The organism is Apibacter muscae (assembly GCF_007845595.1).
Lineage (GTDB): Bacteria > Bacteroidota > Bacteroidia > Flavobacteriales > Weeksellaceae > Apibacter > Apibacter muscae.
In genome coordinates, this window is the sequence record NZ_SELI01000016.1 from 1 (window position 1) to 13,463 (window position 13,463).

13 protein-coding genes are annotated in these 13,463 nt (G+C 30.6%); 8 read left to right on the forward strand and 5 right to left on the reverse strand.

The genetic code is table 11. The annotated features are described in order from the left end of the window. Nucleotides 1–105 precede the first annotated feature (105 nt). The 3 genes from ETU10_RS02945 to ETU10_RS02955 all read left to right on the forward strand — a co-directional run bounded on the left by ETU10_RS02945 (nt 106) and on the right by ETU10_RS02955 (nt 2,929). Nucleotides 106–972 carry a hypothetical protein gene (locus tag ETU10_RS02945; protein ID WP_246118413.1) on the forward strand — a complete coding sequence of 289 codons (867 nt, stop codon included), beginning with the start codon at nt 106–108 and terminating at the stop codon, nt 970–972. Nucleotides 973–983: 11 nt separating this feature from the next. Continuing rightward, the gene (locus tag ETU10_RS02950) at nt 984–1,490 is read left to right on the forward strand and encodes a hypothetical protein (RefSeq protein ID WP_146309767.1); all 507 of its coding nucleotides are present in this window, start codon (nt 984–986) and stop codon (nt 1,488–1,490) included. Nucleotides 1,491–1,873: 383 nt separating this feature from the next. Next, nucleotides 1,874–2,929, forward strand: coding sequence for an ABC transporter substrate-binding protein (locus ETU10_RS02955; protein ID WP_146309769.1), 1,056 nt, complete (start codon nt 1,874–1,876; stop codon nt 2,927–2,929). A gap of 4 nt (nt 2,930–2,933) precedes the next feature. Here the strand turns inward: ETU10_RS02955 and mgtE are convergent, their stop codons facing one another. The 3 genes from mgtE to ETU10_RS02970 form a co-directional block, all read right to left on the reverse strand. Then, nucleotides 2,934–4,271, reverse strand: a complete 1,338-nt coding sequence (mgtE, locus tag ETU10_RS02960) for a magnesium transporter (protein WP_146309771.1) — start codon at nt 4,269–4,271, stop codon at nt 2,934–2,936. Nucleotides 4,272–4,455: 184 nt separating this feature from the next. Continuing rightward, on the reverse strand, nt 4,456–5,721 hold the full coding sequence (locus ETU10_RS02965; RefSeq protein WP_146309773.1) for a DUF2130 domain-containing protein: 1,266 nt from the start codon (nt 5,719–5,721) through the stop codon (nt 4,456–4,458). 234 nt (nt 5,722–5,955) lie between these two features. Next, the gene (locus ETU10_RS02970; RefSeq protein ID WP_146309776.1) at nt 5,956–6,789 is read right to left on the reverse strand and encodes a rhodanese-like domain-containing protein; all 834 of its coding nucleotides are present in this window, start codon (nt 6,787–6,789) and stop codon (nt 5,956–5,958) included. A 50-nt stretch (nt 6,790–6,839) separates the two neighbouring features. Between ETU10_RS02970 and lnt the strand changes: the two genes are divergently transcribed. The 5 genes from lnt (at nt 6,840) to ftsY (ending at nt 10,249) form a co-directional block, all read left to right on the forward strand. Beyond that, the gene (lnt, locus tag ETU10_RS02975) at nt 6,840–8,480 is read left to right on the forward strand and encodes an apolipoprotein N-acyltransferase (RefSeq protein WP_146309778.1); all 1,641 of its coding nucleotides are present in this window, start codon (nt 6,840–6,842) and stop codon (nt 8,478–8,480) included. 111 nt (nt 8,481–8,591) lie between these two features. Next, complete coding sequence (gene rpmB, locus ETU10_RS02980; protein WP_146262210.1) at nt 8,592–8,831, forward strand: 50S ribosomal protein L28; 240 nt, start codon at nt 8,592–8,594, stop codon at nt 8,829–8,831. Nucleotides 8,832–8,843: 12 nt separating this feature from the next. Then, nucleotides 8,844–9,026 (forward strand): 50S ribosomal protein L33, encoded by a 183-nt coding sequence (gene rpmG, locus ETU10_RS02985; RefSeq protein ID WP_055425117.1) that lies wholly within the window; start codon nt 8,844–8,846, stop codon nt 9,024–9,026. Nucleotides 9,027–9,037: 11 nt separating this feature from the next. Further along, a complete protein-coding gene (locus tag ETU10_RS02990) occupies nt 9,038–9,190 on the forward strand; it encodes a DUF4295 domain-containing protein (protein ID WP_146309780.1) in 153 nt (50 codons plus the stop codon). A 99-nt stretch (nt 9,191–9,289) separates the two neighbouring features. Next, nucleotides 9,290–10,249, forward strand: coding sequence for a signal recognition particle-docking protein FtsY (ftsY, locus tag ETU10_RS02995; protein ID WP_146309782.1), 960 nt, complete (start codon nt 9,290–9,292; stop codon nt 10,247–10,249). A gap of 70 nt (nt 10,250–10,319) precedes the next feature. Here ftsY and ETU10_RS03000 read toward each other — a convergent pair whose 3' ends face one another. Both ETU10_RS03000 and ETU10_RS03005 read right to left on the reverse strand, forming a co-directional pair. Beyond that, nucleotides 10,320–11,777 carry a TSUP family transporter gene (locus ETU10_RS03000; protein WP_146262207.1) on the reverse strand — a complete coding sequence of 486 codons (1,458 nt, stop codon included), beginning with the start codon at nt 11,775–11,777 and terminating at the stop codon, nt 10,320–10,322. Between the two features lie 34 nt (nt 11,778–11,811). Continuing rightward, complete coding sequence (locus ETU10_RS03005; protein WP_146309784.1) at nt 11,812–13,455, reverse strand: NADPH-dependent assimilatory sulfite reductase hemoprotein subunit; 1,644 nt, start codon at nt 13,453–13,455, stop codon at nt 11,812–11,814. Between the last annotated feature and the right edge of the window lie 8 nt (nt 13,456–13,463).

Below are 13,463 nucleotides of genomic sequence, written 5' to 3' on the forward strand. Positions count from 1 at the left end.
GAGAAAGCACGCGCGAGTAAAGGAGGATGAAGGCGAAAGTAAAAAAATGGAGCAGAGACGGGATTATACTATTACGGGGCTAGGTACTACAATCCAAGGGAATCCGTGTGGTTGAGTGTGGATGCACCATTAATTAATGGATATTATTTAGATGGAAATCACGATGGAGGGGTGCAGAATTCCTTCAATTTAGCAGCCTATTCATTTAGCAGACAAAATCCTGTAATTTATATAGATCCTGATGGGAATCAATTTAAAAGAGTAGATGGAGGTTTTTGGTTGATATCATCCATACCTAAAGGTAATTATGGAAGTAACTGGGGATTGAATACATGGACATTTGCCAATAACTCTGCCATAAATATATGGAATGGATTCATAGGAATGGCAAATACATTAAGTTATTATGGGCAATCAGCTTATAGAGGTCAATTTGGTAATATTTTGGATGTTGAAATGGCAGGGATGAGAAATTTATGGGAAATGACCTATAATACTTTTAATACTCCTATTAATGACCAGTTTAGTTCTTTAGTATCTAAGATGGGTACTGCAGAGTATTGGGAGAGTGTGACTGCTACTAGTGCATTATTGTTTGCAGGGCAATTTAAAGTAACAGGGGCTGTTAAAACAACAGGTATTGGTATTATTGCTTCTAGTGAAGAGTCAATATTAAATATGGCTCAAAAAAATGGAATTTATAGTACTCAAAAAGGAATTAATCCTAGTATAGTTGATAAATATTATAATCAAATGAAAAATGGATCTTATAAAGAAGTTGGTGCTGGTGGATATAAGTTTGATGGTAAATATTACTTAAATGAAGACAATCATAAAATGAATGCAGCATTAAAATATGGATTAGAATCAGGGGATTTTAAATATGTAGATTCACTTATTAATAAAGGTAATTGGACTCCTAGAAATCCTAGAATTGATAATCTTAAAACTTATGATCTTCCAACCAAATAATTTATTAAAAAGTGGTAATAAAAGCATTAAATGGAGATTTTAACATTAAATTAAATAGAGAATATGTTTTATTCTATCCCGAATATTCTTTACTTGAAAAATTAAATAATGATATCCAAAAATATATTAATACGGGATTATTTCATAGAGATATAAAAATTGGAGATGTTAATATTGAAGAAAAGGTATACGAAAATTTATTAGTTAAATATGAAATAGATGATATAAAAAATAGCAAAATAGAAGATTTTTTCAATAAACTGGTTTATATTATTCTTAAAGAAACACAAGTTAATGATATTATGGTAGTAGGGCTTAAGGAAATTTCATATGAATCAATAAAGTTAATTATTAAAAATTTTTATAATGTAGCTATTAAATTTAATAAGACAATAATTTTTATAGATTATACAAAGATAGGTATCAGACTAGAGGAGATAACAATAGAGCATTTAATGAATTTTGATAATTGGTATGAATATAGAGAGAAAGAGAATTTCAATTTTAAAAACAATTAAAAAAACCCCCGCTAATAAGCGGGTTTTTTTGTTTTAATCCATTTTATTTAACTTATCCAGCAGTTCCCATTCGCTATGCGGGATGAGAGTGCGTAAAAGCTGTAAGATATTGTAAATATCCTAATGTTTATGTGGGGTAGGAGTTATCCATAATAAGAGCTGTTTGGATTCCTTTACAGAGGAATTTGAGAGTAAAACCTAACTCTTGGTAAGAGCCTAAAAAAGGTAGGTTTTCGAGAAAAGAGAATAAGTCTTTTGGGGGTGAATTTTTGTTTCGGTTAATATTTAGTTTATTATTTAATTATTTGAAAATTAATAATTATTTTTAAAATGAATTTTAAGTGTTATAAAATACCTGAATAACTTCTAAATTCAATAAAATTATGCGTCATTATTTATATTTAATATTATTTTTATTAGTTACAATATCTTGTAAAAGAGAAAAGGGAAGTGAGTTTATTCATGGTGTTAAAAAAAATGAATATGCGCAAAATTTCCATATAAATTCAGAAGCTGAAGAAATACTGATTCATTCTGCAAATAAAATTACCCATTTTCCTAAAGGATTCAAAATTAATAGATGTATTATTACCAATACTTCCTCATCTGCTTATATAGATATTTTAGGTGAGTTCAATACTATAGTTGGAGTTTCATCTCCCAATTATTTTTATAATTCTAAAATTTCTGAAGGAATAAAGTCTGGGAGTATTCTGGATATAGGCAATGATGCTAATTTAAATTATGAAAAAATCATCAAACTAAAACCTGACATCATTATAACTTCGCAAAATGCTAATCATGAAAAAATCCTAAATCAATTGGCTAAACAGGGAATTAAAGTTCTTTACGTTGAAGAGTTTAATGAGCAACATCCTTTAGGGAAAATGGAGTATTTAAAACTGTTTGGATATTTATTTAATCAAAATGCTAGGGCTGATAGTATTTATAATAATATTAAAAAAAATTATTATGAATTAAAAAACAAAACGCAAAATATTAGTTACAGACCAACAGTCTTTACTAATATTATGTACGGAGATTCTTGGTATATGGCAGGCGGTAAAAGTTTTATTGCTCAAATTTTTAGAGATGCAGGTGGTAAATACTTGTGGGAAGATGTTGCTAAGACAGGAACAATTCCGCTAAGTTTTGAAGAAGTATTTATAAAAGCTAAAAATGCTAATTACTGGATAGGAGCTAGTAATTTTAAAGATAAAAGAGAGATTGAAAACTCCAATTTATATTATAAGCAATTTAAAGCATACAAAAACAATGATGTTTATGCTTTTAATAATAAAGAAAATTCAAATTTAGCCAATGATTACTACGAAATGGGTAACATCTTTGCAGATAAAATTTTAGCAGATGTAATCAAAGTTTTACATCCCGAATTATTGCCAAATTACAGTCTTACCTATTTAAAAAAAATAGAGTAATAAATTATAATAAAATTTCTTTTAAAAATAGAGATGCAATTGAAAAATATATAATTAAGCCTGTAACATCAACCAATGTAGCCACAAATGGAGCTGAGGAGGTTGCTGGATCAAGTTTAAATAATCTTAAAATAAACGGCACCATAGAGCCAGACAAAGTGCCCCAAAGAACAATACCTAAGAGAGAACATGCAACAGTGCTACCAATTAAAATCCAGTGTGGTCCGTAATCGTAAAAGTTTAACCCTTGCCAAATTACAATTCTTGTAAATCCAATTATACCTAAGGTAAGCCCTAGCAATAAGCCTGAAAAAATTTCTTTCTTCATAACATACCACCAATCCTTAAGACCTATTTCCTTTAGTGCCATGGCACGGATAATTAGCGTTGCCGCTTGAGATCCTGAATTTCCTCCACTTGAGATTATAAGAGGCACAAAAAGTGCTAACACAACTGCCTTTTCTAATTCATCTTCAAAATGAACCATAGCACTAGCCGTCAGCATTTCTCCTAAAAATAAAATGATTAACCAACCGGCTCTTTTTTGAAAAAGAGTTAGCAAAGGGGTATCTCTATAAGGAATATCTAGGGCTTCAACACCCCCAAATTTTTGAATATCTTCCGTATCTCTTTCTTTAACAATATCCAAAATATCATCAACCGTTACAATTCCAACAAGAATACCTGTGTCTGAAATTACGGGAAGCGCAGTTCTATCATAGTCTTCAAAGATATGAATGGCCTCCTCTTGGTTCATCATGCTTTTAAGAGCAATAAAATTATCGTCACAAAGTTCTTCAATTTTTGTATCACTATCTGCGAGTAATAACTTTCCAATTTTTATATCATCTAGCAATTTATCATGTTCATCAACAATATATATAAAATTTAAAGTTTCCGCTTTTCTTCCAAATCTTTTTATATGTTGTAATGTATATTCTACCGTCCAATTTTTTTTAGCCTGTATATAATTAGGAGTCATTAAACGACCTACACTATCTTCAGGGTATCCTAGTAATTGTAGTGCAGTTTTACGCTCCTTTTCATCTAATAAATTAATAGTGCTTTTAATAAGATCATCCGGCAAATCAATAAAAAATTCAGTTCTATCATCTGGCGCCATACCATTCAAAAGATCTGCTATATCTTTTTTACCTAAACCTTCCAATAACTCTTGTTGAACTTTAGGATCCAGATAAGTAAATACTTCTGTTTTTTGGGTGCGAGGGAGAAGAAAAAAGTTTAAAATTCGGTCTTTTTCAGATAATTCTTCAAGTTGATCTGCAATATCATTAGGGTGAAGATCTTCTATAAGATTTCCTTCAAAGATATTTTTTTCCATAAACCTAAAATTTTTAAAGGGTTAGTATACCGAAGAGTTTACAAATATAAGTTTAATTGTATTAGCAGACAACACAATTATCTTCACAAAACTAAGTAGTATTTTGGTATATCATGAAGATTTAATCCATTATAATTTAAACACTCTAGTTGTTGGGAGCAATATTAAAGAAGGTTATGATTTTCTAACCTTCAAAATCTATTTCTTCATTGGTATCTAGTTCAAGAGCCTTTATTTTTTGAATTGCATTTCCAGCAATCCCCTTTATAGAACCATACATAGCAATTGTATTTTCAATTACTTTATTTATCTGCTTTTCTCTTTTTGTCCAAATGTTCATCATAGCTCTCTTTTCCTTAGCAAGATCCTCTTGCATTTGACTGAAACCTTCAACAATTCCTTCAATCCGAAGTCTAAAATCTGTACCAGTTAAGAAATCATAAAGCATTTCCATTTTGTCTCCTTTATTTTCTTGAGAATGTCTTAAAATACTAAATTGAACTATAGAATGTCTTAATACAGCACTAAGCCCCTTAAATTCATCATAAGTACAAATCCAGATTCCCTCTTTCATGCCCATGCGTTCCATGTCTGAAGGCATAACTTCAGTAACTAAAACACCAATATCTGCTTTTTTTTCTCTTATGTCATTTTTGAACTTTTCAATCCAATTGTTTTGGAATTCCTTCGTACGTTTACTTTCGTAATAAATTGATCCACAGTTTTGTAGTTCTCGGGTGTTAACTATTTGTAAGCAATCTGCTCCGCGAACACCTTTTTTTATTTCATCAATAGTATCTAATGGGAAATTGAAAGACAACCATTCCTCCATAGCAAGTTCTTGAACTTCCCCTTGCAGTTGCATGGAACCTTGTTCTTGTTTACGCTTCATCTCCTCAGTTAATTTCTTTTGATCTTCCAGCTGTTTTTGTAGCTCTTTTATACGAAGCTCATTTTTTTCAGTTTCTTGCTTCCTTATTTTTTCTCTTTCAACAGAAATTTCTTCATTCAATTTTTTTTGAGCTTCTGCTTCAATCATTACCTTCATTTCTTCCTTTTCACGAGTAAGTTTAGAAATTTCAGCTTCCATTTTGTAAAGCCCTTGTAGTTTTTCTGAGTTTTCTTTTAGTTGTTTCTCGTAGAGAGAGATCCGTTCCTGATTTTCAATTTCAAGTTTTTGTTTAAGATGGGTTTCAATTTCTAAACTTTTTTCTTTAGTAATTTTACTAAGTCTTTCTTGGAAAAGTTCGTTTTCTTTTTTCTTTTTTGCTTCAAATTCCTCCTTTTCTTTTTCTAATAAAAGATTTTTCTTTTGAATTTCCTTTTGAAAAATTGATAGTTTTTCTTTATAATCCTGTTTTATTGATTCTTCCAGTTGATGTTTCAACAAATCATTTACATTAATTTCAGTGGAACAATTGGGACATTTTATTTGTGTTTGTGAATCCATAAATCAGACAAAGTTTTTAAAATTTAAATAGGTTTAATTTTCCAGTTCAGAAATAACATCTGTTTTTTCTGGATTTAATAAGTATTCATCTGCATTACATTCGATAGTGATAGTTGTATTTTTTAAGAAAAAATTATTATCGTTTGGCTTATCTGTAGATTTAATTATAGAAAAATTATAAGTAAAATTTTTAAAGAAATATTTATATATTGAAAAGTTATATTATAAAATAAATTATTTAAACAGTTCTTTTTTAGCTTTTATCCATTCATGGATACCTCCCTCTAAAACATAAATAATAGAAAAACCTTTCTTTTCAAGAATTTTTGCAGCTTTCAACTCATCCATTTCAGATCTACCATAAAGTGCTACAGGACTGGTTTTATCTAAATTTTGAATTAGATGAACAAAGCTTGAACTGTTAATGTCTATATTTATGGCATCAAAGATATGGCCAGATTTATATTCTTGCAAACTTCTTATGTCAACAATTTGAGTTAGTCGAATTCCAGCTTCCCAAGAAAATTTTGAAATATCTAATATTTGAATAGTAGAATTTTTATTTTTTTCATTGTTTTTTTGAATATCTGATGAATCATTAGAAGTGCTTATATCAACAGCTTCAATTCCAGCAATAGTTTCAATACCTATACTTTCATGATTATTGCTTGAAATTTCATTAATAACATTTTCATTTTCTCGCTTATTATTTTCAATTGTATCTTTATCTTTTTTCTTATTTTTCTTAGGAGAATTTTTACCCTTAGAGTTCTTAATTTCAAAGGAATATATATTGTTGGTAGGCAATGATTTGCTTTCGTTTGAAATGGTTGTCTTTGTCTTTGATAGGTTTGAAAGAGGACTATGATTAATCTCCTTTATATTTTCATGATTAATTATAGTGTCAGAATCAGAAGTAAATGTATTTGAATAAATGCTTCTGCTCCTAGGTAAATCTGTAACTAACTCTCCTACAGTAGTGGTATATGCCGTATTATTTACAACCGGTTCTTTAGTTTTACACGAAAGTAAACAGATCACAAACAATAACAAAAGTAAATTTTTCATGTAAAAGATATAATTAAACTAAATCCAAAAATAACTATTTTTGTGACAATATGAAAAGATTTATTAAATGCATATTGTGTGGGCTTTTGTTAGCCTTATCTTGGCCCACTTATGGGTTCCCATTTCTTTTGTTTGTAGCATTTGTGCCGCTATTATTATTGGAACATGAAATTACATTAAAAAAAGAAAAACATACATATTTAAAAATATTCTTATTTTCCTATATTTCGTTTTTAATATGGAATTATGGTGCTACACAATGGCTTCATTATGCCAAGAATCCAGACGGTTCAAATTCATGGGTAGCCTTTCTAATTCCTTTGTTTTCAAATAGTTTATTAATGTCCATAACATTTTTGCTCTTCCATTTTGTAAAGAAGGTTGCAGGGACTTGGTATGGAATGTTTTTTTTTCCAGTGATATGGATAGGGTTTGAAAAATTTCATTTAAGCTGGGAAATGTCTTGGCCATGGCTAAATTTAGGAAATGCATTTGCAAACTTTTCTCAAGCCATACAATGGTATGAATATACCGGTACCTTCGGAGGAACCTTATGGGTTTTAATTGTTAATTTAATCATATTTTATTACATAAGAGCTTACCAAGTTACTCATCAAAAAGTATATCTTTGGAAGCCCTTGTTTTATTCTATTTTGTTAATTGGGGTTCCTCTAGCAATTTCATTTTTAATTTATCAATCCTATAAAGAAAAATCAGAAGACAGAACAGAAGTTATTTTAGTTCAACCCGATTTAGATCCTTACGAGGAAAAATATGAACTTAATGGAGAAGTTATATTAAACGATATACTAAACTTAGCAGACAAACAAATTACTACAAACACTCGATTTGTAATTGCACCTGAGACTGCTTTTCCAGGAAGAGGTTCAATTCTAATTAATGAATTTAAAGATGATCCTTATATAAATAGAATTAAAATTTGGCTGAATAAACATCCGCAAATAAATTTTATTTCTGGAGTATCCTTAGCTGAATATTACAACCAACAACAAACTACATCATCACGGTATGTGGAAAAATACAATCAATGGATTGATTTTTATAATTCAGCCATACAAATTAACCAAGAGCCAGAAATACAACATTATAATAAATCTAAATTAGTAGTAGGAGTAGAGTTGTTTCCTTATGCAAATTATTTAAAACCTATTCTAGGAAATTATATGCTGAATTTTGGGGGGAGTATGGAAAGTTTAGGCATTCAAGATCATCCTGAAGTATTTAAAAATAGTGGATTAAAAATTGCTCCAATTATATGCTATGAAAGTATTTATGGAGAATATGTTTCTGAATTTGTAAAAAATGGAGCTAATGCAATTTTTGTAATGACGAATGATTCTTGGTGGGGGGATTCTGAAGGGCATAGACAACTCCTTGCTTATGCACGTTTGAGAGCAATTGAAACTAGAAGAGACATTGCAAGATCAGCCAATAGTGGTATTTCTGCTTTTATAAACCAAAGAGGAGATATCGTTAAAGATCTGGCATATTTAAAAAAAGGTTCTTTAAAAGGAGACGTTAATTTTAATTCAGAATTAACCTTTTATGTGAAATATGGAGATTTAATTTCTAGAATATCTTATTTAATTGCAGGTATCTTATTAGCCTACACCGTTGCTAAACTTTTTTTAGAAAAGATTAATTTAAAGAGAAGAGGAAAAATTAAATAGTTTAGTTTTAACTGTATATAAAAAATAAAAAGAAAAGTTGTAAGACTAAGAAATTATTTGTTAATTTGCAGTCCAAATAAAAATCGAAAATATCTTAGAATATAAATTATAATGGCTAGAATTTGTCAAATAACTGGAAAGCGTGCAATGGTTGGTAATAATGTGTCGCACGCGAATAACAAAACTAAAAGACGTTTTGAAATTAATTTGATGGAAAAAAAATTCTACATACCGTCAGAAGATGCTTGGGTTATTCTAAAAGTATCTGCACATGGTTTAAGAATTATTGATAAAATAGGAATTGAAGAAGCCGTGGCGAGAGCTAGAAAAGAAGGTTTAATCAAAGACTAAAAAATATAAAAAATGGCAAAGAAAGGAAATAGAGTACAGGTTATTTTAGAGTGTACAGAGCATAAAGAAAGTGGTATGCCAGGGGTTTCTCGTTATATTACTACTAAAAATAAAAAAAACACTCCTGAGAGAATTGAATTAAAAAAATTCAATCCAGTATTAAAAAAGTATACGATACATAAAGAAATAAAATAAAATTCTAAGATATGGCTAAGAAGGTTGTAGCTACGTTACGAACTGAATCTAAAAAGATGACTAAAGTTATCAAAATGACTAAGTCTCCAAAATCAGGAGCGTACGTTTTTGAAGAAAAAATAGTTAATGCAGATAATATTGATGCATTTCTAAAACAAAAATAGTTTTTATAACATAGGTTTTTAAGGTTTTAAAATCATCCACATTAGTTATAATGTGGATGATTTTTTTTATTTTTGTTTACTTACACATAATAACAATAAATGAGTTGGTTTAAAAAAATTTTTGGAAAAGAAACTAAAGAAACTTTAGATAAAGGATTAGAAAAATCCAATCGTTCTTTTTTTGATAAGATAGGTAGAGCGGTAGCTGGGAAAAGCAAGGTTGATGACGAGGTTTTGGACGAATTGGAAGAAATTTTGATATCTTCAGATGTGGGAGTTGAAACTACGGTAAAAATCATTAAAATGATTGAAGATAGAGTAGCCAAAGATAAATTTATGAGTACCTCAGAGCTTGATCAAATTTTAAGAGAAGAAATTATGAAGCTTTTGGCAGAAAATAAAAGTTCTGATTCTACTTTTGAAATTCCAGAAAGTGATAAGCCTTATGTTATTATGGTAGTTGGTGTGAATGGAGTTGGTAAAACTACAACCATTGGAAAATTGGCTCATCAGTTTAAACAACAAGGGAAGAAAGTGGTTTTAGGTGCTGCAGATACCTTTAGAGCAGCTGCGGTTGATCAATTAGTCATCTGGTCTGAAAGAGTAGGAGTTCCTATAGTAAAACAAGGAATGGGAGCTGATCCTGCTTCTGTAGCTTTTGATTCAGTACAATCAGCCAAAGCACAAAATGCGGATATTGTTTTGATTGATACTGCCGGTAGATTGCATAACAAAGTGAATTTAATGAATGAACTTTCCAAAATTAAAAGAGTTATGCAGAAAGTAATTCCAGAAGCGCCACATGAGATTTTATTAGTTTTAGATGGCTCTACAGGTCAGAATGCTTTTGAGCAAGCCAAGCAATTTACAGCAGCGACTGAAGTAACTTCCTTAGCGATTACAAAATTAGATGGTACAGCTAAAGGAGGTGTTGTGATTGGTATTTCTGATCAATTTAAAATTCCTGTGAAATATATTGGAGTAGGTGAGGGTATGAATGATCTTCAGCCTTTTGATAAATATGAATTTGTAGATAGTTTCTTTAAAAAAGATGAGTAAATAAAAAAACTCCCATTCATATGCATGAATGGGAGTTTTTTTATTATTATATTTTTTTCTAAATATATTTTTAAAATAACTTGTATAAAATACGAAGACTGAAAATAATTACTAAAAAAGCTACAGCAATTATGGCTGTTCTTTGTGGTAATTTCCCTGCAAGACGAGCAGCTATAGGTGCGGCAATGGTTCCGCCAATGATTAATCCAGCAACTATATACCAATGTTTAACGCCTAAATAAGCAAAGAAAGTAATAGAAGCAGAAAGTGTAATAAAAAACTCTGCCAAGCTAACGGTTCCCACTACATATTTAGATCTTCTACCTTTAGATAAAAGAGTTGAGGTTACAATAGGTCCCCAACCTCCACCTCCAAAAGCATCAAAAAATCCACCTGCGAATCCTAGGATTCCTGTATGTTTAATTTTTTTCTTTAGTATTTTTTTTTGCAAGGCTATAAAGATTAATCTAATTCCAATAATCATGGTATAAATAGCGAGTACACCGTATGCAATGGACTCATATTCATTGCCTAAATAAATAAGTAAAATGGCGCCACTAATAGCTCCAATACATCCTGGAACAGCTAGCCATAATAGCAGTTTTTTATTAACGTTTCCAAACTTATAATGTGAAAATCCGCTAATACCACTGGAAAACATTTCAGCAATATGAATGCTACCACTTATGGTTGGCAGACTTACCCCAAATAACATCATACTAGTGGTACAGGTAATTCCGTAACCTAAACCAACTGCTCCATCAACCATTTGTGCAAAAAAGCCAACGGCAAGCATTATAAAGAAAATGGTAGGAATATCTTGCAAATAAGATTTAGCTTCTTCAATCGTTATAAATGAAGATAAGCCATAGCCTATAAATGTAGCCATAAATATAAAAGTTATATCAAAAGCAAACCGTTTATAATTAACTCTTGATTTTGGCTTCTCTTTATTATCGTTGCTTAATAAAGAAGTAGCTTTGTTTAAGGCTTCCAACTTAGATTTTAAATCTCCTTGTTGTTGATTCCGATAAGTATTTAAATTTTCAATGGTTTCATGAACGTTTTTAGGGATTGATTTTTCTAAATATTCTCTTAACCTTCTAGCTAAAACTGGAGATTTTCCATTGGTGGATATAGCAATTTTTAAATATCCTTTATTAACAATTGAACCTAAATAAAAATCACACAGGGCAGGTTGGTCAGCCGCATTAACTAAAATCCCTTTTTCATTGGCTAAATGTTTTAGTTCTTGATTGAATTTTGTATCGTCGGTAGCAGCGATAACAAAATTAATATTTTGTAGGTCTTCTTTTTCAAATGCTCTTTCTTCCCATTCTATATGTGGATTTTTACTTAAAATTTTATGTAGTTTTTCAGAAATTTCAATTGCTATAATTTTAATATTCATAGCCGGATTTTGTCTTAAAAGGGTTTCCGTTTTTTCAAGACCAACATAACCTCCTCCTACTATAAGAAAGCGGAATGTTTCCGTTTTTAAGAATATTGGAAATAAAGTATTATCCATGCAGATTAAATTTTAATAGCAGTGTATGATATAATTATGAAGTATAAAACTTTTTATATATATAATCCCCAAATGTATCTTCTTCTTTTTCTTTTACGTATTGTCCTAATAAAGTATCAAGCTCCAAAAGAATTTCGGATTCGTTAAGGTGTTCTTTGTAAGGTAGGTTTAATCTTTCGCCTAAGCGATCTCCCCCTAGTCTTAAGTTGTATTGACCTAGGGCAGTTCCTACTAAGCCTATTTCAGCAATATATGGGCGAGCACACCCGTTTGGACATCCGGTCATGCGTATGCTGATAGCATCATTTTTTATATTATGTTTTTTTAGAATAGATTCAATCTTAGTTACCAAATGAGGTAGATAGCGTTGACTTTCAGCCAAGGCTAAAGAGCAGGTTGGAAGAGCAACACAAGCCATTGAGTTTTTGCGTAAATTACTATCTTGTTCTTCGACTTTATATTTTTGAATTAACTGCTCAATCCTTGTTTTGTTTTCTTTAGAAATTGAGCCTAAAATTAAATTTTGGTTGCAGGTAAATCTATAATCGCAAATATTTAGTAAAGCTACTTCATGGAGAAAACTTTTTTGATAAGGCTTAATAACTCCATGTTCAACAAATAGGGTATAAAACCATTCATTTTTATCATTTTCTAGCCAACCAAATCTATCGGTTCGTTCAGTAAATTTGAATTCTTCTGCAGGAAGTAGAGGAAACCCTGTTCTTTTTTCAAGTTCTTTTATGAAATTATCAACTCCCATACGATCTAAGGTATATTTTAATCTAGATAACTTTCGATCGCTTCTATTGCCAAAATCTCTTTGGATAGTGACTATTTCATAAGCGGCTTTCATAATTTTTTCTTCAGTGTCCAGAAATCCTATAATAGTCCCTAATCTAGGATAAGTATCAGCATTTCCATGAGTGGCACCCATGCCACCACCAATGGATAGATTAAATCCTTTAAGTACTCCATCTTTAACAATTGCTATTAAACCTAAATCGTTGGCAAATACATCAATGTCATTAGTTGGAGGTATAGCAATAGCGACCTTAAATTTTCGAGGTAAATAGGTTTTTTTATATAGTGGGTCTTCCTCCGCAGATCTTTCATAAACCTTGTCGCCATCTATCCATATTTCATAATAGGCTTGAGTTTTAGGAAGAAGCAAGGTAGATATTTTATCAGCATACGCATGAATTTCTTTAAAAAGCGGAGAAACTTGAGGGTGAGCACTACAAATGACATTTCTATTTACATCTCCACAGGCCGCAATTGAATCTAATTTAGATATTAGAAATTCTTGAATGGTAGTTCTAAGTTCATTTTTTAATAAACCATGCAGCTGAATGGTTTGGCGCGTAGTAATTTTTAAAACTCCTGTTCCGTGTTCTTCTGAAATATCATGAATAGCTTTCCACTGGCTGGAGGAAATTAAACCACCTGGAATTCTAAGACGAATCATAAATGAAAATAGCCTTTCTAGTTTTTTTGCAGCCCTTTCTTCCCTACGGTCTCGATCGTCTTGAGCGTACATTCCATGAAATTTAATTAATGCTTCATCGTCCGGGCGTATAGTACCTGTATAGTTATCTGCAAGGCTTTCTTTTAAAGTTCCTCTTAAGCCGTCACTTTTTTCTTTGATTATTTCAATCGGTGATAATTTTTCTTGACTCATAATTCTTA